The following is a 21,402-nucleotide window of genomic DNA, read 5'->3' as shown; positions in this document are numbered from 1 at the left end:
TGTCGATCGGGTCGTCAACCGTCGCGAAGGCGTGCGTGCCAAAACTGTGGCGCGCGTGGAGGCGGCGGTCGCAAAGCTTGGCTATCGCGCCGATGTCGCCGCCGCCCGGCTCGCTCGTGGCCAGACGTTCCGCTTCGCCTTCGTGCTGCCGACCGGCAGCAACAGCTTCATGACCAACCTGACCGAGCAAGTGCAACGTACGGCTGAATGGCTCGCGAGCCAGCGCGGATTCATCGATATCCTGCACGTCGACGTGTTCGACCCGGACGTGCTGGCCCGCACCCTGGAAGAGCTGTCGACGGCCTATCACGGTGTCGCCGTCATCGCGCTCGATCATCCGCGCGTGCGTGCTGCGATCGACGATCTCGCGGCCCGCGGGGTTGCCGTGGTGACGCTGGTCTCGGACGCGCCGAGCGCGCGGCGCCTGCACTATGTCGGTATCGACAATCCGGCCGCCGGTCGCACGGCTGCGACCCTGATGGGACGCTTCCTTTCGGGACGCACAGGCAGCGTGGCCGTCATCGCCGGCTCGCTGTCGCTACGCGATCACACCGAGCGACAATTTGGCTTCCACCAGATTCTGACGAGCGAATATCCGGATCTGGTTGTGCTGCCGGTGCTGGAGGGGCGCGACGACAGCAAGCGCACGCGCGTACTGACCACAGAGCTCTTGTCGCGACGGTCCGATCTGCTTGGCATCTACTCCTGCGGAGCGGGCAATCGCGGCATCGCGGAGGCGTTGGAAGCCTCGGGTCGTGCCCGCGATGTGGTCTGGATCGCCCACGAGCTCACCCAGTTCACGGGGCGCTTTCTGGTGCGCGGCACCATCGATGCGATCATCAACCAGGATCCCGGCCACGAGGCGCGCTCCGCCGCGCGCGTGTTGCTCGCGCATTGCTCGGGCGAGCCGATCAGTGCTGACCAGGAGCGTATCCGCATCGATATCTTCTTGCGGGACAATCTGCCGTGACAGAGCGCCTCAGCGCCGGATCGTGACGTCCGTCGACGGCCGCCGGTGTTCCCAGTCGACCCGCTCGAGCTCGGGACGATCGAGCTCGGCCTCGGGATAGCCGATGCAGAGATAGCCGATGAATTTCCAGTTGACGGGCACGTCGAGAATCTCGCGCACGCGGGCGGGGTTAAGGATCGACACCCAGCCGATGCCGATGCCGTCGGCGCGCGCAGCGAGCCAGGCCGAGACGATTGCGGCGACGACTGAATAGTCGAGGGTCTCCGGCATCGTCGCGCGGCCGAGGCCGTGCCCGGTCTCGCACGTTTTTTCTGAAAACACCGCCAGATGTCCGGGTGCCTCTTCGAGGCCGGCGAGCTTGAGGGCGGCATAGCGCGCGGCGCGCTCGCCGGAATAGGTTTTGAGCGCGTCCGCGTTGCAGATCTTGAAGTCGTCGATGATGGCGCCGCGCCGCGCCGGATCCTCGACGATCACGAAGCGCCAGGGCTGGCTGAGCCCGACCGATGGCGAGAGACACGCGATGTCGATCAGCCGCTCCAGCGTGCCCTCGGGCAGCGGGTCTCTCCGGAAGCGCCGCACGTCGCGCCGCCAGACGAAGAGCTCGCGCAATTGCCGGCGGAAATCGTCGTCAAAAGAGACCATCATCAGGCGGCCGCATGAAACAGCGAGGCGGCCATCAGCAGGATGGCGGTCTCGGCGACTTGCTCGTAAGCACCGAGTATATCACCGGTCTGTCCCCCGAGCTGCCTGATCGCGAGCCAGGCGATCAGCAGGCCGAGAAAGGCGAGGAGGATCACGGCCAGGATTGCCTTGCCCGGCCCAAAGCCGATCGCGAGTACGATGGCACCGAGGCCGAGCGCAATGGCGGCGTTTGGCCCTGCGGGCCGGCCGGCGCCCGCGGACAATCCATCCGTTCGCGCCGGCGGCACCAGCGCCATGAACAGCGGCAGGCCTGCGCGCGCGGCGACATGCGCTAGCAATAGAGCGATGAGGATCGAGCGCGGGGCGGCGATGGCGGCGAGAGCGCTCCAGCGCAGTGTTAGCGAGACAATGAGCGCGCACACGCCAAAACTGCCGATCCGGCTGTCGCGCATGATCTCGAGTTTTCGCGCGCGCGTCGAACCACCGAGACCGTCGGCGGCGTCCGCGAGCCCGTCCTCGTGCAGTGCTCCGGTGATGATGATCGTGCTCGCAAGCGCCAGCATCGCGGCGGGACCGGGCGTCACGCCGAGCGCATGTGCGCTTCCGTACACGCCGGCACTGAGGAGACCGATCAGCAATCCCGCGACCGGCAGTGTCCAGCCCGCACGCGCAATGTCGCCATCGCCGACCGGCGTCGACGGGCCGAGCGGCAGGATGGTGGCGAGCGACACGCCGATCCGCAAATCCGTGACGATGGCGGTGAGTTGCGTGCGGTTGGTCATAGCTTCACTTGACCTTCATCGGCAGGCCCGAAACCACGAGCTCGACCTCGTCGGCGACTTCGGCAACCGCCTGGTTCAGCAGGCCTGCGGCATCGCGAAACCTGCGCGCCAGCGCATTGTCGGGCACGATGCCGAGGCCGACCTCGTTGGTCACGAGGATCACCGGGCTCTGTTGCCTGCGAAGTGCAGCGGCGAGCAGCGCTGCCTCGTTCGACCAGTCGCGGCCGGCATGGAGCAGGTTGGAGAGCCACAGCGTCAGGCAGTCGACGAGCCGTGCCCCGCCGCCGTCGGTCGCATCGAGCGCCGCCACGAGATCGAGCGGCGTCTCGCGCTCGATCCACTCGTCGCCGCGGCGGGCGCGATGGTGCGCGATCCGCTCCGCCATCTCCGCATCGAGCGCCTCCGCGGTCGCGATGTAGACGGGCCGGCCGGGAAAGCTGCGGACGCGCGCCTCGGCGCGACGGCTTTTCCCGGACCTCGCCCCTCCCGTGATCAGGACAACCGCCATGAAACCTCCCGTTCTGACCCGCACTAACCACCAAACGGGTGCAAAGACAAAGCCGAAATCGGCGAGGAGGGGCTTGCGCTGTGACCCAAATCTTGCGCATCAGGGCATGCGAGGAGATGTGACGTGGGATTTGCCGGTGCGATGGCGGTAGCGATGACTGTGGATGCCATCTGGGGATGGCCCGCCGCATTGTTCGCGCGGATCGGCCATCCCGTGACCTGGATCGGCAGGTTGATCGCTCTGCTCGATCGCAACTGGAACAGGTCCAAAGATGCGCCCGAGGCGCGGCGCATGGCCGGCGTCGCCGCCGCACTTCTGGTGATCGCGTTGTGCGCCGGCATCGGCTGGATCGTGCAGAGCTGGCTCGTTCCCGGGTGGAGCGCCGTCCTGCTTGGGGTTCTGGCCTGGCCGCTGGTCGCACTGCGCTCGCTCCACGATCACGTCGCTGCCGTCGCGCAGCGCCTGCAGTCGGGCGATATCGACGCGGCGCGGCTTGCGGTCGCAGAGATCGTCGGCCGCGATCCCGCGTCCCTCGATGAGGCCGGGATTGCGCGTGCGGCGCTCGAGAGCCTCGCAGAGAATGCTTCCGACGGCATCGTGGCGCCGGTGTTTTGGGGCGCGCTGCTCGGCCTGCCCGGCATCCTTGGCTACAAGGCGATCAACACGCTTGATTCCATGATCGGTCATCGCTCCGAGCGTCACCTCTGGTTCGGCTGGGCAGCCGCGCGCATCGACGACGTCGCCAATTTCATTCCGGCGCGGCTGACGGGCCTGTTGTTCGCGCTGGTGACGGCGCACCCTTGGGCGCCCTTGTCCTGCATGTCGCGCGATGCAAATCGCCATCGCTCGCCGAATGCCGGCTGGCCGGAAGCGGCAATGGCGGGTGCGCTCGGCGTGCGCCTGAGCGGGCCGCGCAGCTATCACGGCGCTGTGACCGAGGAGCCCTGGCTGAACGCGGGCGCGCGCGATCCGCTTGGCGCTGACATCCGGTTGGGCCTGAAACTCTACGTTCGCGCGATGCTGCTGCTGGGCGGCTTACTCGTAGCATTGGCATTGGTTTGAGGGGCGGCGATGCGCGAGCATGGTGGCAATCTCGACTCCGCGATGCAGCGTTTCGGCGGGCGCATCAAGGACTGGATCGATCTGTCGACCGGCATCAATCGGCAGCCTTACGCGGTGGGCGAGATCGAACAGCACGCATGGCGTGCGCTGCCGTCGCGATCCGAGATTGAAGCGCTGCACGAGGCCGCGCGGCAGGCCTATGCAACGCAGGCGCCGCTGCTCGCCATGGCCGGCGCGCAGGCGGCGATCCAGTGTCTGCCGAGTTTGTCGCGCAAGGGCCGCGCGCGCATTCTCGCGCCGACCTACAATGAATATGCCGCGGTGCTTTCTCCGGTCGGCTGGGACGTTGCCGAGGTCTCCAATCTCGACGCGCTCGCTGGTGCCGATCTCGCCGTCGTCGTCAATCCCAACAATCCCGACGGTCGGCAGCATGACAAGGCCGATCTGCTTGCAATCTTGCCGCGCGTCGGTCGCCTCGTGATCGATGAGAGTTTTGCCGATGCGCTGCCCGAACTCTCGCTCGCGCCCGAAGCTGGCCAGGGCGGCCTCCTGATCCTGCGCTCGTTTGGCAAGTTTTACGGATTGGCAGGCTTGCGCCTTGGCTTTGTGCTCGGCGCGGAAGCGGACATTGCAACGCTCGTAGCGATGGCGGGGCCGTGGCCGGTCTCAGGCGCTGCGATCGCCGTCGGTCGGCGCGCGCTGCTCGATCGCGAATGGGCCAGCGCAACGACGGCGCGGCTCGGCCAAGACTGCGCACGTCTCGATGCCATGGCGACTGCGCAAGGATGGCGGCTGATCGGCGGCACGCCACTGTTTCGTCTGTACGATGTCGGTGATGCGCTTGCCGCGCAGGATAAGCTCGCGCGCGGCCGGATCTGGTCGCGCGTCTTCAGCCAGCAGCCGAATTGGCTGCGCCTGGGCCTGCCGGGCGACGAGAGGGAATGGGCGCGTCTTGCGTCAACGCTCTCCAGTTGACCTTCAGCGCGCCAGCGCGAGCAGGCCTTCGACGTCGAGATGGGCCTCGATGTGATCGGCGAGTGCGTCGAGCGCGCTCTCGACCCTTGCGCCGTATGGCTGGTCTGTCGTGGGAATATCGAGCTGCGCGAGGAACGCCTTGCGGAAACCGTCCGACGTGAACAGCCCATGCAGATAACTGCCGTGCACGCGCCCATCGCTGGAGATGGCGCCCTCCGGTGCACCATCGAGCATCGCGAAGGGACGCGCGCGATCCGGCCCATCGGTGCGGCCAATGTGAATCTCGTAAGCGTCAATCGGCTCGCTGGTCCCGGCATGGCGCGCGGTGACGCGCGTCAGCGTTTTTTGCGGCGACATCACCGTCGTCACCTCAAGAAGGCCGAGGCCGGCTGTCGCGCCGGTCGAGCCCTCGATGCCTTCGGGATCATCCACGCTGCGGCCGAGCATCTGGTAGCCGCCGCAGACACCCAGCACGTGCCCGCCGCGGCGGTGATGTGCGAGGAGATCGATGTCCCAGCCTTGCGCGCGCAGGAAGGCGAGGTCGCCGCGCGTCGATTTCGAGCCAGGGATGATGACGAGCTGTACGTCGCCCGCGATGGCTTCGCCGGGACGGACCATCACGAGGTCAACGTTTGGTTCGAGCTTGAGCGGATCGAGATCGTCGAAATTGGCGATCCGCGACAGCGCCAGAAACGCGATCTTGCATCTGCCGGGCCTTCGCGCGTCGCCCAATCCCAGTGCATCCTCGGCCGGCAATTCGCCGGCGCGGTTAAACCAGGGCAGCACGCCAAAGCCGCGCCAGGATGTCTTGTCCTGGATCAGCCGGTAGCCGTCGTCGAACAGCGTGGGATCACCGCGGAACTTGTTGATGACGAACCCCTGGATCATCGCGGCATCGTCAGGATCGATCACGGTCTTGATGCCGACGAGCTGCGCGATGACGCCGCCGCGGTCGATGTCGCCGACCAGCACCACCGGAACATCAGCCTTGCGGGCAAAGCCCATATTGGCGATGTCGGCCTTGCGCAGATTGACTTCGGCCGGGCTGCCGGCGCCTTCGACCAGCACGAGATCGGCGCGCGTCTTCAGCCGTTCGAAGCTTTCGAGCACGGCGCCCATCAGCGTCGGCTTCATCGCCGCGTAGTCGCGGGCGCGCGCGGTGGCGATGCGCTTGCCTTGGACGATGACTTGCGCGCCGACATCGGTCTCGGGCTTGAGCAGCACGGGATTCATGTCGGTGTGCGGCTCGACGCCGGCGGCGAGCGCCTGGAGCGCCTGCGCGCGGCCGATCTCTCCGCCATCGACGGTCACCGCCGCATTGTTCGACATGTTCTGCGGCTTGAAGGGAAGCACGCGCAGGCCGCGGCGCTTTGCGGCACGCGCAAGGCCCGCGACGACGAGCGACTTGCCCACGTCCGAGCCCGCTCCCTGGATCATCAATGCGCGCGCCATCGAAGTCTCAGAACTCGACGCCGGCTTGTGCCTTGATGCCGGAGCGGAACGGATGTTTCACCAGCGTCATCTCGGTGACGAGATCGGCGATCTCGATCAGCTCGTCCTTGGCGTTGCGTCCGGTGAGGACGACATGCGTCAGCGGCGGCTTCTGCGTTTTCAGGAAGTCGACGACCTCGGCAATATCGAGATAGTCGTAGCGCATTGCGATGTTGATCTCGTCGAGCACGACCATGCGCAAATTGGGGTCGAGGATCAGCTCCTTCGCCTTCTCCCAGCCGGCCTTCGCCGCGGCGATGTCGCGGGCGCGGTCCTGCGTCTCCCAGGTAAAACCTTCGCCCATGGCGTGGAACTGGCAGAGATCGCCAAAATGCCCGGTGAGCAGGCGGCGCTCGCCGGTATCCCAGGCGCCCTTGATGAACTGGACGACCGCGCAAGGGAAGCCATGCGCGACGCAACGAACGATCATGCCGAAGGCGGAGGAGGACTTGCCCTTGCCCGCGCCGGTATGGACGATGATCAGCCCCTTTTCGCCGCTCTTGGTCGCCATGATCTTGTCGCGGGCAACCTTCTTCTTCGCCATTTTCGTGGCATGCCGGGCGTCGGTGTCTTGCACCGCTGGGGTATCCGGTTCAGGCGTCATCTGAAATGGTCCTTCGGCTTGACAAGTGGCGGCCATGGGCAAATGGTGGGCCAGTGTTGGTTCCTGTCCTACGACAGGCGAAGAGGGAATGCGATAGGGCTCGAATCGGCAAGATTCGTGTTCGAAAAGCAGCCGCCCCCGCGACCGTGACCGGAGAGATGCCCGAAGCCACTGATCCCATGGGATCGGGAAGGCGGGGATCGAAGGGAAATACCCTGCTCCGCAAGCCGGGAGACCTGCCAGCGCGACTGTTTTGGACCGGCGGACGGGGTGTTCCGCGACGGGGAAACGGACCCTCTTTCGAGCGGTTCGTGCGCCTCATCGCCTCCCGCAGATATCCTGGAAGGGGCGATGGCCGTCACACTTCACGTTTGTATCACCTGCCGCGCCGGGCAGACACCCGGCGAAGGTGAAGCCACGCCCGGCGCACGGCTGCATGCCGCGATCCTCGAGGCCGGCGTGCCCGAAGGCGTCAACCTGGTTCCCGTCGAATGCCTCTCGGCGTGTAGCCAGGGCTGCTCGGTCGCACTCAGCGCGCCGGGCCGATGGTCCTACGTCTACGGCCGCCTGTCGGATGCCAATGCGAACGATGTGATCGCAGGCGCTTCGGCTTACGCGGCTGCGCCCGACGGCATCGTGCCATGGCGCAGCCGCCCCGAAATCTTCCGCAAGCAATCGCTTGCCCGCATTCCCCCCATCGCCGTCGTGCCGGAGGCCGCCGAATGAACACGCTCGCAAAAGTCCCGGTCACGGTCGTCACGGGTTTTCTGGGATCAGGCAAGACGACGCTGATCCAGCATCTGATCAGCAATGCCAACGGCAAGAAGCTCGCGGTGCTCGTCAACGAATTCGGCAGCGAAGGTGTTGACGGCGAGATCCTGAAATCCTGCGCAGATGCCAATTGCCCGGAGGAAAACATCGTCGAACTCGCCAATGGCTGCATCTGCTGCACCGTGGCCGACGATTTCATTCCGGCGATGGAGCAACTGCTCGCACGTCGGGTGAGGCCGGATCATATTCTGATCGAAACGTCGGGGCTGGCCTTGCCGAAGCCGCTGCTGAAAGCGTTCGACTGGCCGGAGATCCGCTCACGCATCACGGTCGACGGCGTGATTGCGCTCGCCGACGCCGAGGCTGTCGCGGCCGGACGCTTCGCGCCCGATCCGGCTGCGGTGGAGGCGCAGCGCGCGGCGGATGAGAATCTCGATCACGAGACGCCGCTGTCGGAGGTGTTCGAGGACCAGATCGCCTGCGCCGATATCGTGCTCCTGACCAAGGCCGATCTTGCCGGCGCGGCGGGACTCGAAGCAGCGAAGGCGGCGATCGCGGCGGAAATGCCGCGCCCCGTTCCAATGCTGCCGGTCGTCGACGGCGCGGTGGACTTGCGCGTGATCCTCGGTCTTGAGGCGGCGGCCGAAGATGATCTCGCCGCGCGCCCCTCGCATCACGACGGCGAGGACGATCACGAGCACAATGATTTCAACTCCGTCGTGATCGATCTGCCTGAGGTCGTCGACGTCGAGGCGCTGATCGCCTCGGTGCAACGGCTGGCGCGCGAGCAGAACGTGCTGCGCGCAAAGGGCTATATCGCGGTCAAGGGCAAACCGATGCGGCTGTTGCTGCAATCGGTCGGCGAACGCGTGCGGCACCAGTTCGATCAGCCCTGGGGCGTGCGTCCCCGGCAATCCAAGCTGGTCGTGATCGGCGAGCATGGCGACATCGACGAGACCGCGATCAAGGCAGGACTTGGTATCTCAGGGCTTGGGATCTGATGCACGTCGTCTTCCGCGAGAGCCGTGGTCTGGAAGAGACTGCGACGCCAAGGGACATCGGCCAGGATCCGGCCGATCTCGTGGTGCTCTCGTTCTCGGACTCAGATCTCGCCGCGTTCGCGGCTGGTTGGCGGCGAGGGTGCGCGAGCCTGCCGTCGCTGCGGCTGGCGAATCTCGCCGAGCTGCGTCATCCGTTGTCGGTCGACACCTATATCGAGCGGACGCTGTCGCAAGCGCGCGGCATTCTGCTGCGCCTGATCGGCGGCGAGTCCTATTGGGCGTATGGGCTTGCAGCCCTGCAGCAACTGGCGAAGGACCGCGGCATCGCGCTTGCCGTGTTGCCAGCGGATGGTCGCGACGATGAACGGCTGGATGCGTTCTCGACCTTGCCGGTCTCGACGCTCAGACGGCTGAAAGTGCTCTGCGACAAGGGCGGACCGGTCGCCGCACAAGCCGCGATCGCGCAGCTTGCGCTGGCCTCGGGTCTCTATGCGGGACCGGTGGTAGGTGAGATCGAGGTTCCCGAGATTGGATTTTACGAGCCGGGAAGCGGCGTTGTCGGGGCGCTGCCCGACCCCGGCGGAAAACCTCGCGCGATCGTGACCTTCTATCGCTCTTATCTCACGGCCGCCGATACTGCGCCCGTCGATGCGCTGATCGCAGCGCTGCGCGAGAGAGGTTTCGAAGCCTTTGGTGTCTTCGTTACATCGTTGAAAGCGCCCGGCGTGGCGGATTGGCTACGCGCACTGTTTGCACAATGTCTGCCAGCGGCCATCGTCAACGCGACGGCGTTCTCTGCGCTTGGCGATGACGGCACGACGCCGTTCGATGCTGCGTCATGCCCGGTCTTCCAGGTCGCGCTCTCCACGGCACGTCGTGAGGACTGGGCCGAGTCGCTCCGCGGTCTCTCGCCGGGCGATCTTGCGATGCACGTCGTGCTGCCGGAGGTCGACGGCCGCGTGTTTGCGGGCGTGGTGAGCTTCAAGTCGGCTGGCGAGCGCGATCCTGATCTGCAATTCGCGCATCTCGCCCATCGGCCGGACGAAGAGCGCATTGCCGCCGTCGTTGCGCGCGTGGCGGCCTGGCAGCGGCTCGCGGAGAAGCCGGCAAGCGAGAAGCGGCTGGCGATCGTGCTCTCCAACTATCCCGGTCGGCCGCACCAGATCGCCCACGCGGTCGGGCTCGATGCGCTTGCGTCCGTCGAGGCGCTGCTCTCTGATCTCAGCGAAGCTGGCTTCGATGTTGAACCACAGAGTGCTCTCGGCGATCACTTGCTGAAACAGGAATTGACGTGGAGCGCAGCCGATTATCGCGCGGCGCTTTGCCGCCTTCCGCAGGCATTGCAGGACGATCTGGCCCGCGCCTGGGGGCCGCCGGAGAATGATCCGAGCTGCCGCGGCGGCGCATTTCATTTCGCGGCGATCAGAAGCGGCAAGGCTATCATCGCGGTGCAGCCGGAACGTGGCTATGTCAGTCACCGCGACGCCGACTATCACGATCTTTCGCGCACCCCGCGCCATGCCTATGTCGCGTTCTATCTCTGGCTCCGGCAGCAGGGCATGGACGCCGTCGTGCACATGGGCGCGCATGGCACGCTGGAATGGCTGCCGGGGAAATCCGTGGCGTTGTCGTCGTCCTGCTGGCCCGAGGCGCTGATCGGCGGTCTGCCTGTCGTCTATCCCTTCATCGTCAACGACCCCGGCGAGGCCGCGCAGGCCAAGCGGCGCACCGGTGCGGTGACGATCGGCCATCTGCCACCGGCGCTGGCGAAGTCCGCGGTGCCGGAGGGCTTGCGCCGGCTCGAGCAGCTGCTCGACGAATATTCGACCGCCGACGGCCTCGATCCCGCGCGCCGGCACCGGCTCATTGCCGCTATCCGCGACGAGGCGCACGCGGCCGGCCTCGACGCCGACCTCGGCCTTGCCGCATCGGCGCTATCTGCCGAAGCGATTCCACGCATCGACCGTTTCGTCTGCGATCTCAAGGAAAGCCAGTTCGGCGATGGCCTGCATGTGTTCGGTCGGGGGATTTGCGGCGAAGCGGAGAGGGACGCGCTCATTGCGGCGCTGTCCGGCAGGCGCGTCGCCCCCGGGCCAGCGGGCTCGCCCTATCGCGGGCGCCAGGACGTGCTGCCGACCGGGCGCAACCTGTTCGCCGTCGATCCGCGCGCCGTGCCGACGCCGTCGGCGCATGCGCAAGGTGTGAAGCTCGCCGAAGAACTGTTGCGCCGCCACTTGCAGGATCACGGCGACTGGCCGAAGGGGCTCGTCGTCGATCTCTGGGGGTCCGCGACCATGCGCACGGCGGGTGAGGAGTTTGCGATGGCGTTGCATCTGGCCGGGCTCGCGCCGCGCTGGGATCACGCATCAGGACGCGTGACTGGCTACGACATGATCGCGCTGGCCGAGCTCGGCCGTCCTCGCATCGACGTCACACTTCGCGTGTCGGGACTGTTCCGCGACGTCTTCGCGGGTCTCGCCCAATTGTTCGAGGCAGCCAGCGAGGCACTCTCGACCCGCGAAGACGAGGGTAACGAAAATCCCTATCGCACGCGCGCCGCGCGCGTGTTCGGGCCACGTCCCGGACAATATGGCGTCGGCCTCTCCTCGATACCGGATGTCTTCACTGAAGGTTCGCGTGAGGCGGCCGGCGAGGCCTGGCTGTCGGCGTCATCCTGGGCGTTGTCTTCAGACGGCGAGATGCGGCCCGATCGCGCCGGCATCGAGACGAGGCTCGCCAGCGCCAACGCCTTCGTCCATGTGCAGGATCTGCCAGAGACAGACCTGCTGCTCGCCGCCGACTATGCCGCGCATGAGGCGGGCGTTGCGGCTGCGGCGGCAAAGCTAGGCGTGGCCGCGCCGTCGCTCTATCACCTCGACGCGACGCGGCCCGACCAGCCGCAGGCGCGCGCGCTTACGGAAGAGATTTCGCGCGTCGTTCGCGCCCGCGCCGCCAACCCGGACTGGATCGCAGGCATGATGCGCCATGGTTTTCGCGGCGCTGCCGAGATCACTGCGACGCTCGAGCACATGGCCGCATTCGCGCATCTGGCGGGCGCCGTGCCGCCGCATCTGTTCGATGTCTATTATGATGCGACCCTAGGCAACGACGATGTCCGGTCGTTCATGGCGCGGGAAAATCCGGCCGCCTTGGCTGCGATCGAAATCTGCTTCGCTCGCCTGCACGAAGCCGCCCTCTGGAAGACCCGCCGCAACTCGATCGCGGCGGCGCTGAAGGAGGCCTCATGAGCGCGGTCGCGATCAAGGGCTGGTGTCCCGGCGCGCTGCGGCCGATGCTGTCGGGTGACGGCCTCGTGGTCCGCGTGCGCCCGCATGGCGGCCGGCTGGCGGCGGCGCAGGCGGCAGGCATTGCGGAGCTTGCCGCGCGGTATGGCAACGGTTTGATCGACGTGACCAGCCGGGCCAATCTTCAAGTGAGGGGCGTGACCGAGGCGGCGCATCTGCCTCTCCTCGACGGCCTCGCGCAATTGGGCCTGCTCGATCCCGATCCGGAGACCGAATCACGACGCAATATTCTGGTGACGCCATTCTGGAACGCCGGCGACGACACCTGCCTGCTCGCCGACGAGCTCGAGCAGGCTCTTGCGGGTAGCGCGCTCGATCTTCCGACCAAGTTCGGCTTTGCCATTGATGACGGTCGTGAGCGTGTGCTGACGAGCGCATCCGCGGACATCCGGATCGAGCGCGACCGTACGGGGGCGCTCATGGTGCGTGCCGATGGCGCGCAACTTGGGCGCGCGGTTACGCGGCGAGAAGTTGTGACCGCGGCGCTCGCGCTGGCAGAGTGGTTCGTGGCATCCCGTGACGCCAAGGTCAGGCGAGGGCGGATGGCAGCGCATATCGCTGCCGGCGCGAAATTGCCTGACGCCTTGCGTGGCGGGGTCGAGCCTGCCGTCACGGCAGCTGCAGCCCGTCCCGATCTTTACCCGCAAGGCGCGATGATTGGTGCGGCCTTTGGGCAGTTGCCGCATTCGGCGCTCACTCATCTTGCCTCTTGCGCGTCGGCGCTGCGCATGACGCCGTGGCGGATGATTTTGGCGGAGGGCATGCGCGAGTTGCCGGGCGGTGAAGGCCTCATCACCCGGGCCGATGATCCCGCGCTGCGCGTGATCGCCTGTAGCGGCGCGCCGCGTTGCCGTGAGGCACATGCCGACACCCGCGCGCTTGCTGCCGCGCTCGCGCCTCACATCGCGCCTGATGCGCGGCTTCACGTCTCCGGCTGCGCCAAGGGTTGCGCGCATTCGGGACCGGCAACGCTTACGCTCGTTGCAACTCGTGACGGATTTGATCTCGTCCGTTGCGGCTCGACCCGCGATATGCCTGTGCGGCGTGGTCTGAGCGGCGCCGAGATCGTCAAAAATCCCTCCGTGCTAATGGGAGGGCGCTGATGCCGCACGTGTACGAGACCGACGGCGCGGCGATCTATCGGCAATCCTTTGCGACCATCCGTGCCGAGGCCGACCTCGCGCGCTTCACGCCGGACGAAGAGCAGGTCGTCGTGCGCATGATCCATGCCGCTGGGATGGTTGGGCTCGAGGTGAATGTCCGCTTCACGCCCGGCATGGCGCGCACCGCGCGCGCGGCGCTCGAGAGCGGCGCGCCGATCCTGTGCGATGCGCGCATGGTGTCGGAAGGAATTACGCGCGCGCGGCTGCCGGCGAACAATGCCGTCATCTGCACGCTCGGCGATCCTGCCGTGCTCGCGCTCGCCGAAACCATGCGCAACACGCGCTCGGCGGCGGCGCTCGAGCTTTGGCGGCCGCATCTGAACGGTGCGATCGTTGCGATCGGCAACGCGCCGACCGCGCTGTTTCACCTGCTGAACATGCTGGAGGACGAAAACTGTCCACGTCCGGCGGCGATCATCGGCTGTCCGGTCGGCTTCGTCGGCGCGGCCGAATCCAAGGCAGCCCTGATGGCGAATCCGCCGGCGCCGGCATTGGCGGTCGACGGGCGCCTCGGCGGCTCGGCGATTACCGTTGCCGCCGTGAATGCGCTGGCGAGCCGGAGCGAATAGAGATGGGGCGTATCATCTGCTGCGGCCTTGGGCCCGGCGATCCCGATCTGATGAGTGTGCGCGCCGATCGCGAGGTGCGCACGGCCAAGCACGTTGCATATTTCCGCAAGAAAGGGCGTCCCGGCCAGGCGCGGCGCATCGTCGAGGGCATGCTCGCAGGCGACGTCACCGAATATCCGATGGAATATCCGGTCACGACGGAGATCGCCTTCGACAGCCTGGAATATGTGCGCCTGCTCGCCGGCTTCTACGACGAATGGGCCGAGCGGCTGGCGCGGCTGGCGCGCGCGGTCGACGTCGTCGTGCTCTGCGAAGGCGATCCTTACTTCTACGGCTCCTTCATGCACCTGCACGCACGTTTGCAGGGGCGCGTCGAGATCGAGGTCATTGCCGGCATTCCCGGCATGGCCGGCTGCTGGAACGCGGTCGGCCAGCCGATCGCGCTCGGCGATGACGTGACGACGGTCCTGATGGGCACGCTGGCCGAGGACGAGCTTGAGCAGCGCATGTGCAATTCCGATGCGCTCGTCATCATGAAGACCGGTCGCAATCTGCGAAAAGTGCGTCGCGCGCTCGCCTCCGCCGGCAGGCTCGATGATGCCTGGCTGGTCGAGCGCGGCACCATGCCTGGTGAGCGCGTTGCGCGGCTCGCCGATATCGACGAATCCGACTGTCCTTATTTTGCAATCGTGCTGGTGCACGGGCGGGGACGGCGCATGGACGCCGGCGAATGACGGGAACGCTGACCATCGCGGGGCTTGGGCCCGGCGACGAGGCCTTGGTGACGCGGGAGGTTTCTGCTGCGCTCGCGGCTGCGACCGACGTCGTGGGCTATGCTCCCTATGTCGCGCGTGTTGCGCCCCGCGATGGCCTGACGCTGCACCCCTCGGACAATCGCGTGGAGCTTCAGCGCGCGAGCGAAGCGCTGCGGCTTGCAGCGGAAGGACGGCAGGTGGTCGTGGTGTCGTCCGGCGATCCCGGCGTGTTCGCGATGGCGTCGGCCGTATTCGAGGCGCTTGAACAGACTCCAGAATGGCGGGAACTGCCGATCCGCGTGCTGCCCGGCGTGACCGCGATGCTGGCCGCCGCCGCGCGCGCGGGCGCGCCGCTCGGCCATGATTTTTGCGCGATCAATCTCTCTGACAATCTCAAGCCATGGCCATTGATCGAGAAGCGCCTGCGACTCGCGGCGGAGGCCGATTTCGCCATTGCGCTCTACAATCCGCGCTCGGCGAGCCGGCCGGAAGGCTTTGGCCGCGCGCTCGCGGTGCTGAAGGAGGCGGGCTGCGGCGAGAGGCTGGTGATCTTCGCCCGCGCGATCAGCGCGCCGGACGAGCGGATCGAGACGGTCGCGCTGAACGAGGCGACACCGGAGATGGCCGATATGCGCACGCTCGTGATCGTCGGCAATTCGCAGACGCGCCGTGTCGGCCGTTGGGTCTATGCACCGAGGCAGGCCCGATGACCGAGCCACGCCATGACTTCGGCTACGCTTTCTACCCGCAGCCGCTCGGGAAGTCGCGGCCGTGCGATCATGATGACGGGCAGGCTAAGGGCGCGGGCCGCGTCGATCTTGGCGCGCGCGCCTTCGCCGCCGGAATTGCGGGCGACGATCCATGCGATGCCACGCGACCGCAGCAGCTCAACCTCGCCCTCGAAGGTGAACGGCCCACGCGACACGATGATTTCGGCTTCGAACGGCAGCGTCGCCTCGGAAGGATCGACGAAGCGCAATGTGTAGGTGTGCTGCGGTCTCTCGCCAAACGGGGCGATATGCTGCCGGCCGATCGCGAGGAAAACGCGCGCCGCCTCCTCGGGCAGCGCCGCGACAGCGGCGGCGAGATCCTCGACCTCGATCCAGTTGTCGCGCGGCGCTTTCATCCAGGGCGCGCGTTCGAGCGCGATCAGCGGTGTTTGCGTTTCCTCGCAGGCCAGGGCCGCATTGCGGCTCATCTCAGCGGCAAAGGGATGCGTGGCGTCAATGACGTGCGTGACGCCTTCTTGCCGGATGTAATCCGCAAGTCCGCTCACGCCGCCAAAGCCGCCGGTGCGGATCGGCAGGGGCTGTCCGGCAGGCACGCGGGTGCGACCGCCATAGGAATAGATCGCATCGACGCCGGCGCGCGCGATCTCCGTGGCGAGCGCATTCGCATCACTCGTTCCGCCCAGAATGAGGGCGCGCATCATGGCTGATCCCTGGCTGACCATCATCGGTATCGGCGAAGATGGCCTTGCCGGCCTCTCCGAGGCAAGCCGAAAGGCGCTTGCCAGGGCCGAGACCGTGTTCGGCGGCGAGCGCCATCTTGCGCTGGCAGGCATAACCGATCGTGGCCGCCCGTGGCCAGTGCCGTTCGATGCGGATGTCGTGCTGGGCTGCCGCGGCCGGCCCACCGCGGTGCTCGCGTCCGGTGATCCGTTCTGGCACGGCGCCGGCGCCAGCCTCGCAGAGAGGCTTCAGGCCGGTGAGTGGATCGCGCATTCCGCGCCGTCGACGTTCTCGCTTGCCGCGGCGAGGCTGGGCTGGCGGCTGGAGAATGTCGTCTGTCTCGGATTGCACGCCGCGCCGTTCGAACGCCTGGTGCCGCATCTCGCCAATGGTGCGCGGATTATTTGCCTTGTGCGCGACGGCAAGGCCGCCGGCGATCTCGCGAAGTGGCTGACGGAACGGGGCTGGGGTGCTTCAGCACTGTGGACTCTCACCGCGCTCGGCGGCCCGCGAGAAAACATCAGAGCGCATCGTGCAGACGGTTTCACGGCGGAAGCCGGCGACAGCCTGATCGCGGTCGCGCTAGAGACAAGGGGCCTGAATGGCATTCCGCGCAGTTCCGGACTTGCCGACGATCTCTTCGCGCATGACGGCCAGATCACAAAGCGGCCGATGCGCGCGCTGGCCTTGTCCGCGCTGGCGCCTCGACCCGGTGAATGCCTCTGGGACATCGGCGCGGGCTCCGGCTCGATCTCGGTCGAATGGGCCTTGTGCGGCGGTTCGGCGATTGCGGTCGAGGCGCGCGAGGACCGCGTTGTAAACATCCGGCGCAATGCCACGGCACTCGGACTTGCACACAAGATCACCGTCATCGCCGAACCTGCGCCCGGTGCACTGGTAGGTCTGGCGGCGCCGGACGCCGTGTTCATCGGCGGTGGTCTCGACGCCGCGATGTTCGATGCTATCTGGTCTCGCATTGGGTCAGGTACGCGGCTGGTGGCCCATGCCGTGACGCTGGAGACGGAAACGTTGCTGGTGGAGCTTCACCAGCGCCATGGCGGCGACTTGATGCGGGTCGAGATCGCACATGCGGGCTCGTTGGGGCGCTATCGCTCCTGGGAGGTGGCGCGGCCGGTCGTGCAATGGAGCGCGGTGCGATGAGGGTCGCAGGGCTCGGCTTCAGGAGCGACGTCACGCTTGCCGCGCTGCGCGAGGCGCTTCTCGCCGCCGGCGGTGTGGAAGGTTTAGCGGCTGTCGCAACCGTCAGCGACAAGGCGGACAGCGCCGCGCTGAAGCTGCTCGCGGTCGAATTCAACGTGCCGATCAAGGCCATTTCCGCCAATAAGCTCGTGGGCATTACGACGCCGACGCAGTCAGGCCTCATCAAGGAAAAATTCGGCACCGGATCGGTGGCGGAAGCCGTCGCGCTCGCGGCAGCGGGCCGTGATGCGCGCCTGATTGCGACGCGCGTGGTCTCGCAGGACCGGACCGCGACCGCGGCGATTGCGGAGGGAGACGGCGAATGACCGTGCATTTCATTGGAGCAGGGCCGGGCGCCGCCGATCTCCTCACCTTGCGCGGGCGCGACCTGATCGCAGCCTCACTGGTTTGCCTTTATGCGGGCTCGCTCGTGCCCGAAGGCGTTCTGGTGCACTGCCCGAAGGGCGCCCGGATCGTCAACACGGCGCCATTGTCGCTCGACGAGATCATCGCCGAGATTGCCAACGCGCACGCGGAAGGCAAGGATGTCGCGCGGCTGCATTCGGGCGATGTTTCGATTTGGTCGGCGATGGGTGAGCAATTGCGCCGCCTGCGCGCGCTCGGCATTCCCTTCACCGTCACGCCGGGCGTGCCGTCCTTCTCGGCGGCCGCCGCAGCGCTGGAAGCCGAGCTGACCTTGCCGGGGCTTACGCAATCTGTGGTGCTGACGCGTACGCCAGGCCGGGCGAGCGCGATGCCGGAGGGCGAGAAGCTTGCTGCGTTCGCCGCGACCGGCTCGGTGCTTGCCATTCATCTGTCGATCCATTTGCTCGACAAGGTGATTGCGGAGCTGACGCCGCATTATGGCGCGGATTGTCCGGTGGCGATCGTCTGGCGCGCGAGCTGGCCGGACCAGCGCATCGTGCGCGCGACGCTTGCCACGCTCGATGCGGCTGTCGGCGCCGAGCTCGGGCGCACCGCGCTCATCCTGGTCGGCCGGACACTCGGCTCGGAGGAATTCTCAGAGAGCCGCCTTTACGCCGCGGACTATGACCGCCGCTACCGGCCGGTCGGGCCGGCGCCGCGTTTTCCGGAGGAGTCGTGATGCCTGCGGGTTTCGTCATCTCGGCGCCGGCTTCCGGTGTCGGCAAGACGACGCTGACGTTAGCGCTCGCGCGCGCCTATCGCGATCGCGGACTCACTGTGCAGTGCTTCAAGAGCGGCCCCGATTACATCGATCCTGCTTTTCATGCCGCGGCCACGGGGCGTGCCTCCGTCAACATCGATAGCTGGGCGATGGATCGCGCGACGATCGAGCATCTCGTCAGCCGCGGTGCGAACGCCGATCTCGTGCTGGCCGAGGGTTCGATGGGCCTGTTCGACGGCGTCGCCGCGCGCGGCGTCTCGGGGACGGGCGCCACCGCCGACATCGCGGAGATGATGGGCTGGCCGGTGCTGCTGGTGATCGATCCGTCCGGCCAGGCCCAGACGGCGGCCGCGATTGCGACGGGCTTGCGGGATTTCCGCAGCGGGGTGGGTCTCGCCGGCGTCGTGCTCAACCGCGTCGCGAGCCCGCGGCATGAGGACCTCGTGCGCCGCGCTTTGGCCAATGCGGGCATTGCCGTGTTCGGCGCGCTGCCGCGCCACGCCGAGATCAGCGTGCCGAAACGGCATCTCGGCCTGGTGCAGGCGGAGGAGCAGACGGAGATCGGTCGCCTGATCGATGAGGCCGCGCGCTTCGTCGGCGAGCACGTCGATCTCGACGCCGTGCTCGGCGCGGCATCTGCATGGACATCGCGGGCAATCACGAACCGGGTTAACGTCACGCCGCCAGGCCAGCGCATTGCGCTAGCGCGCGACGCCGCGTTCTCCTTTGTCTATCCGCATATGCTCGAGGCTTGGCGTGCTGCCGGTGCGGAGATCCTGCCGTTCTCGCCGCTCGCCGATGAGGGACCCGATGCAAGCGCCGATGTGTGCTGGCTGCCCGGCGGCTATCCGGAACTGCACGCCGGCCGTATCGCCGCGAATGCGCGCTTTCGCGAGCGCTTGCGCGCCTTCGCCGAGACGCGGCCGGTCCACGGCGAATGCGGCGGCTACATGGTGATGGGCGCGGCCTTGACCGATGCCGACGGCGCGCGGCACGAGATGCTTGGCCTCTTGGGCCTGGAGACGAGCTTTGCCAAGCGCCGCATGCACCTTGGCTACCGTCTTGCCGAGCTCGCAGCGCCAATGTCGGGACATCAGCCCGGCGCGCGCCTGCGCGGTCATGAATTCCACTATTCGACGATTCTCGCGCAGCCTGATGTATCGCTTGCGATCGTGCGTGACGCGACGGGCGCAACCGTCGCGGAGACCGGATCGCGACGCGGATATGCGACGGGCACCTTCTTTCATTTGATTGCGGAGGACCGGTGAGCGGCTTCGTCTCCTTCATCTCCGCCGGTCCCGGCGATCCCGAGCTTTTGACGCTCAAGGGCGCGGCGCGGCTGCGCGAGGCCGACGTCGTGCTCTATGACGATCTCGCTTCCGGCACGATTCTCGAGCTTGCCCGACCCGGCGCCAATCTGGTGGCAGTCGGAAAACGCGCCGGCCGGCCCTCGACCAAGCAGCAGCATGTCAACCGCCTGCTGGTCGATTATGCGGCGACCGGCGCGCGCGTGGTGCGGCTGAAATCCGGCGATGCCGGCATCTTCGGCCGGCTCGAGGAAGAGATCGAGACGCTTCGGGCGTCGGGGATCGGCTACGAGATCGTGCCCGGCGTCACCTCGGCCTGCGTCGCGGCGGCGCAAGCCGGCATCCCGCTGACCCGGCGGAATACCGCGCGCCGGGTGCAGTTCGTCACCGGGGCCGATGTGACCGGGCAGCTTCCGCAAAATCTGAACTGGGCGGCGCTGGCCGACCCGGATGCGACGACGGTGATCTATATGGGCCGGCGCACGTTCCCGGAACTGGCCACCAAGCTGATTGCGCAGGGTCTTTCGCCGGAAACGCCCGCGCTGTTTGCGGAATCCCTGGGCCGCGCCGACGAGCGGCTCGTCCGCACCACGATCGCAAAGCTCGCCGAAGAGCTCGCGCAGGCCGTGCCCGCGACCACCGCCGCCGTCATCCTGTTTGGCGCACTAGCGGGAGAATCGTCGTGATGATGTCCGCAGTTGCCGTTCGACCCTTGACGCCCGGCTTGCGAAAGAGGCACACAAGAGGGGCATGGTGCTCGATGCGGCGCAAAGCGCCGGAGCATAATCGGGAATGGGGGTGGGCGGACCCAGTTGCGGCGCCCCAAACCCCAGCCGCCCCCGCGACTGTAAGCGGTGAGGGGCTCCGATCCGCCACTGGGCCGCAAGGCTCGGGAAGGCCGGAGATCCCCTTCGATCCGCGAGCCAGGAGACCGGCCCTGCACGTTTGGACGCCAAGGCCGTCGGGTGTGACGGCAGGAAGGACTTGAACCATGCATATCGAACCAGGAATCGTGACGGGCGCCAAGCTCGTGTTGAGTTACGCAACCGGCATCGCCACTGGCGGCGTTGCGCTGAAGCTTACGGCGGAGACCGTGCGCGAGCAGGGCGTCAGCTCGTTTGCGGTACGGACGGCTGCGACCACCGCGCTGGTCTTCACCTTCTTCGAGATCCTGCCGCACTTCCCGGTCGGGGTTTCCGAGGTGCACTTCATCCTCGGTTCGACCCTGTTCCTGCTGTTCGGCGCGGCGCCGGCGGCCCTTGGTCTCGCGCTTGGTCTCTTGCTGCAAGGCTTGTTCTTCGTGCCGACCGACCTGCCGCAATACGGCATGAACGTCACCACGCTGCTGGTGCCGCTGTTCGCGATCCAGGCGCTCGCGACCCGCATCATCCCCCGCGACACGGCCTATGTCGACCTGCAGTATCGTCAGGCGCTGGCGCTCTCGACGGCGTATCAGTCGGGCATCATCGCCTGGGTTGCGTTCTGGGCGATCTATGGCGCGGGCTTTGGCGCTGCGAACCTCGCCAACATCGCGACCTTCGCCGCGTCCTATGCGCTGGTCATCGTGATCGAGCCGCTGGCCGATCTCGCCGTGCTGGCGCTGGCAAAATCGCTGCGTGGCGTCACCGCGCCCGGCCTCGTCACCCCGCGCCTGCACAACGCGGCGTAGAGATGAGCTGAGGGGCGGCCGTTCATGGTC

Annotated in this window: 22 protein-coding genes and 2 riboswitches; of the genes, 16 read left to right on the top strand and 6 right to left on the bottom strand. The window is 67.0% G+C overall.

What is annotated here, in order from left to right; all coding sequences use genetic code 11:
* A partial coding sequence (locus SO180_RS03470; RefSeq protein WP_449377415.1) for a LacI family DNA-binding transcriptional regulator occupies positions 1 to 970 on the top strand: 970 nt, incomplete at its 5' end.
* A gap of 9 nt (positions 971 to 979) precedes the next feature.
* Here the strand turns inward: SO180_RS03470 and bluB are convergent.
* The 3 genes from bluB to cobU are packed head-to-tail and all read right to left on the bottom strand — an operon-like array spanning position 980 to position 2,902.
* Complete coding sequence (gene bluB / locus SO180_RS03465) at positions 980 to 1,612, bottom strand: 5,6-dimethylbenzimidazole synthase (RefSeq protein WP_449377426.1); 633 nt, start codon at positions 1,610 to 1,612, stop codon at positions 980 to 982.
* A gap of 2 nt (positions 1,613 to 1,614) precedes the next feature.
* A complete protein-coding gene (gene cobS, locus SO180_RS03460; RefSeq protein ID WP_449377414.1) occupies positions 1,615 to 2,394 on the bottom strand; it encodes an adenosylcobinamide-GDP ribazoletransferase in 780 nt (259 codons plus the stop codon).
* Between the two features lie 4 nt (positions 2,395 to 2,398).
* A complete protein-coding gene (gene cobU / locus SO180_RS03455) occupies positions 2,399 to 2,902 on the bottom strand; it encodes a bifunctional adenosylcobinamide kinase/adenosylcobinamide-phosphate guanylyltransferase (protein ID WP_449377413.1) in 504 nt (167 codons plus the stop codon).
* Between the two features lie 123 nt (positions 2,903 to 3,025).
* On the opposite strand from cobU, the gene cbiB reads away from it, so the two are divergent.
* Together cbiB and cobD are read left to right on the top strand one after the other, a co-directional pair.
* Positions 3,026 to 3,964, top strand: a complete 939-nt coding sequence (gene cbiB / locus SO180_RS03450; protein WP_449377412.1) for an adenosylcobinamide-phosphate synthase CbiB — start codon at positions 3,026 to 3,028, stop codon at positions 3,962 to 3,964.
* 9 nt (positions 3,965 to 3,973) lie between these two features.
* Positions 3,974 to 4,939 (top strand): threonine-phosphate decarboxylase CobD, encoded by a 966-nt coding sequence (gene cobD, locus SO180_RS03445; RefSeq protein ID WP_449377411.1) that lies wholly within the window; start codon positions 3,974 to 3,976, stop codon positions 4,937 to 4,939.
* A 3-nt stretch (positions 4,940 to 4,942) separates the two neighbouring features.
* On the opposite strand, the gene SO180_RS03440 is transcribed toward cobD, so the two are convergent.
* A complete protein-coding gene (locus SO180_RS03440; RefSeq protein WP_449377410.1) occupies positions 4,943 to 6,391 on the bottom strand; it encodes a cobyric acid synthase in 1,449 nt (482 codons plus the stop codon).
* 7 nt (positions 6,392 to 6,398) lie between these two features.
* Positions 6,399 to 7,034, bottom strand: coding sequence for a cob(I)yrinic acid a,c-diamide adenosyltransferase (gene cobO, locus SO180_RS03435; RefSeq protein WP_449377409.1), 636 nt, complete (start codon positions 7,032 to 7,034; stop codon positions 6,399 to 6,401).
* 40 nt (positions 7,035 to 7,074) lie between these two features.
* Positions 7,075 to 7,292: riboswitch (cobalamin riboswitch) on the top strand.
* Positions 7,293 to 7,385: 93 nt separating this feature from the next.
* Here cobO and SO180_RS03430 point away from each other — a divergent pair.
* The 7 genes from SO180_RS03430 to cobJ are packed head-to-tail and all read left to right on the top strand — an operon-like array spanning position 7,386 to position 15,308.
* Entirely contained in the window at positions 7,386 to 7,760 is a 375-nt protein-coding gene (locus SO180_RS03430) for a DUF1636 family protein (RefSeq protein WP_449377408.1), read from the top strand.
* Positions 7,757 to 8,806, top strand: a complete 1,050-nt coding sequence (cobW, locus tag SO180_RS03425) for a cobalamin biosynthesis protein CobW (RefSeq protein WP_449377407.1) — start codon at positions 7,757 to 7,759, stop codon at positions 8,804 to 8,806. Before SO180_RS03430 ends, cobW begins: the two co-directional genes overlap by 4 nt.
* The gene (gene cobN / locus SO180_RS03420) at positions 8,806 to 12,054 is read left to right on the top strand and encodes a cobaltochelatase subunit CobN (protein WP_449377406.1); all 3,249 of its coding nucleotides are present in this window, start codon (positions 8,806 to 8,808) and stop codon (positions 12,052 to 12,054) included. Before cobW ends, cobN begins: the two co-directional genes overlap by 1 nt.
* The gene (gene cobG / locus SO180_RS03415; protein WP_449377405.1) at positions 12,051 to 13,214 is read left to right on the top strand and encodes a precorrin-3B synthase; all 1,164 of its coding nucleotides are present in this window, start codon (positions 12,051 to 12,053) and stop codon (positions 13,212 to 13,214) included. Before cobN ends, cobG begins: the two co-directional genes overlap by 4 nt.
* On the top strand, positions 13,214 to 13,843 hold the full coding sequence (locus SO180_RS03410) for a precorrin-8X methylmutase (RefSeq protein ID WP_449377404.1): 630 nt from the start codon (positions 13,214 to 13,216) through the stop codon (positions 13,841 to 13,843). Before cobG ends, SO180_RS03410 begins: the two co-directional genes overlap by 1 nt.
* A 2-nt stretch (positions 13,844 to 13,845) precedes the next feature.
* Entirely contained in the window at positions 13,846 to 14,577 is a 732-nt protein-coding gene (locus tag SO180_RS03405; protein ID WP_449377403.1) for a precorrin-2 C(20)-methyltransferase, read from the top strand.
* The gene (gene cobJ / locus SO180_RS03400; RefSeq protein ID WP_449377402.1) at positions 14,574 to 15,308 is read left to right on the top strand and encodes a precorrin-3B C(17)-methyltransferase; all 735 of its coding nucleotides are present in this window, start codon (positions 14,574 to 14,576) and stop codon (positions 15,306 to 15,308) included. Before SO180_RS03405 ends, cobJ begins: the two co-directional genes overlap by 4 nt.
* Here the strand turns inward: cobJ and SO180_RS03395 are convergent.
* Complete coding sequence (locus SO180_RS03395) at positions 15,284 to 16,030, bottom strand: cobalt-precorrin-6A reductase (RefSeq protein ID WP_449377401.1); 747 nt, start codon at positions 16,028 to 16,030, stop codon at positions 15,284 to 15,286. The genes cobJ and SO180_RS03395 overlap by 25 nt on opposite strands.
* On the opposite strand from SO180_RS03395, the gene cbiE reads away from it, so the two are divergent.
* The 6 genes from cbiE (at position 16,029) to SO180_RS03365 (ending at position 21,372) form a co-directional block, all read left to right on the top strand.
* A complete protein-coding gene (cbiE, locus tag SO180_RS03390) occupies positions 16,029 to 17,210 on the top strand; it encodes a precorrin-6y C5,15-methyltransferase (decarboxylating) subunit CbiE (protein WP_449377400.1) in 1,182 nt (393 codons plus the stop codon). The genes SO180_RS03395 and cbiE overlap by 2 nt on opposite strands.
* Positions 17,207 to 17,575: a cobalamin biosynthesis protein gene (locus SO180_RS03385; protein ID WP_449377399.1), complete on the top strand. Its 369-nt coding sequence runs from the start codon at positions 17,207 to 17,209 to the stop codon at positions 17,573 to 17,575. The genes cbiE and SO180_RS03385 overlap by 4 nt, the downstream gene beginning before the upstream one ends.
* Positions 17,572 to 18,354 (top strand): precorrin-4 C(11)-methyltransferase, encoded by a 783-nt coding sequence (gene cobM, locus SO180_RS03380; RefSeq protein ID WP_449377398.1) that lies wholly within the window; start codon positions 17,572 to 17,574, stop codon positions 18,352 to 18,354. The genes SO180_RS03385 and cobM overlap by 4 nt, the downstream gene beginning before the upstream one ends.
* Positions 18,354 to 19,664 carry a cobyrinic acid a,c-diamide synthase CobB gene (locus SO180_RS03375; RefSeq protein ID WP_449377397.1) on the top strand — a complete coding sequence of 437 codons (1,311 nt, stop codon included), beginning with the start codon at positions 18,354 to 18,356 and terminating at the stop codon, positions 19,662 to 19,664. The genes cobM and SO180_RS03375 overlap by 1 nt, the downstream gene beginning before the upstream one ends.
* A complete protein-coding gene (cobA, locus tag SO180_RS03370; protein ID WP_449377396.1) occupies positions 19,661 to 20,389 on the top strand; it encodes a uroporphyrinogen-III C-methyltransferase in 729 nt (242 codons plus the stop codon). The genes SO180_RS03375 and cobA overlap by 4 nt, the downstream gene beginning before the upstream one ends.
* Positions 20,390 to 20,437: 48 nt before the next feature.
* A riboswitch (cobalamin riboswitch) is annotated at positions 20,438 to 20,657 on the top strand.
* A 37-nt stretch (positions 20,658 to 20,694) separates the two neighbouring features.
* The gene (locus SO180_RS03365; RefSeq protein WP_449377395.1) at positions 20,695 to 21,372 is read left to right on the top strand and encodes an energy-coupling factor ABC transporter permease; all 678 of its coding nucleotides are present in this window, start codon (positions 20,695 to 20,697) and stop codon (positions 21,370 to 21,372) included.
* Positions 21,373 to 21,402: the final 30 nt, after the last annotated feature.

The sequence above is a fragment of the Bradyrhizobium sp. UFLA05-112 genome, assembly GCF_053572325.1.
Note: the sequence above shows the minus strand (reverse complement) of the source record. Positions and strands in the feature narration are given on the sequence as shown.

Bases quoted from the DNA above. Each gene is read 5' to 3' on its own strand.
- cobG (WP_449377405.1), top strand. From the start codon at position 12,051: ATGAGCGCGGTCGCGATCAAGGGCTGGTGTCCCGGCGCGCTGCGGCCG.
- SO180_RS03440 (WP_449377410.1), bottom strand. From the start codon at position 6,391: ATGGCGCGCGCATTGATGATCCAGGGAGCGGGCTCGGACGTGGGCAAG.
- SO180_RS03375 (WP_449377397.1), top strand. From the start codon at position 18,354: ATGCCTGCGGGTTTCGTCATCTCGGCGCCGGCTTCCGGTGTCGGCAAG.
- cobO (WP_449377409.1), bottom strand. From the start codon at position 7,034: ATGACGCCTGAACCGGATACCCCAGCGGTGCAAGACACCGACGCCCGG.
- cobN (WP_449377406.1), top strand. From the start codon at position 8,806: ATGCACGTCGTCTTCCGCGAGAGCCGTGGTCTGGAAGAGACTGCGACG.
- cobU (WP_449377413.1), bottom strand. From the start codon at position 2,902: ATGGCGGTTGTCCTGATCACGGGAGGGGCGAGGTCCGGGAAAAGCCGT.
- SO180_RS03365 (WP_449377395.1), top strand. From the start codon at position 20,695: ATGCATATCGAACCAGGAATCGTGACGGGCGCCAAGCTCGTGTTGAGT.
- cobW (WP_449377407.1), top strand. From the start codon at position 7,757: ATGAACACGCTCGCAAAAGTCCCGGTCACGGTCGTCACGGGTTTTCTG.
- bluB (WP_449377426.1), bottom strand. From the start codon at position 1,612: ATGGTCTCTTTTGACGACGATTTCCGCCGGCAATTGCGCGAGCTCTTC.
- cobJ (WP_449377402.1), top strand. From the start codon at position 14,574: ATGACGGGAACGCTGACCATCGCGGGGCTTGGGCCCGGCGACGAGGCC.
- SO180_RS03430 (WP_449377408.1), top strand. From the start codon at position 7,386: ATGGCCGTCACACTTCACGTTTGTATCACCTGCCGCGCCGGGCAGACA.
- SO180_RS03405 (WP_449377403.1), top strand. From the start codon at position 13,846: ATGGGGCGTATCATCTGCTGCGGCCTTGGGCCCGGCGATCCCGATCTG.
- cobS (WP_449377414.1), bottom strand. From the start codon at position 2,394: ATGACCAACCGCACGCAACTCACCGCCATCGTCACGGATTTGCGGATC.
- SO180_RS03410 (WP_449377404.1), top strand. From the start codon at position 13,214: ATGCCGCACGTGTACGAGACCGACGGCGCGGCGATCTATCGGCAATCC.
- cobD (WP_449377411.1), top strand. From the start codon at position 3,974: ATGCGCGAGCATGGTGGCAATCTCGACTCCGCGATGCAGCGTTTCGGC.
- cbiE (WP_449377400.1), top strand. From the start codon at position 16,029: ATGGCTGATCCCTGGCTGACCATCATCGGTATCGGCGAAGATGGCCTT.
- SO180_RS03385 (WP_449377399.1), top strand. From the start codon at position 17,207: ATGAGGGTCGCAGGGCTCGGCTTCAGGAGCGACGTCACGCTTGCCGCG.
- SO180_RS03395 (WP_449377401.1), bottom strand. From the start codon at position 16,030: ATGATGCGCGCCCTCATTCTGGGCGGAACGAGTGATGCGAATGCGCTC.
- cobM (WP_449377398.1), top strand. From the start codon at position 17,572: ATGACCGTGCATTTCATTGGAGCAGGGCCGGGCGCCGCCGATCTCCTC.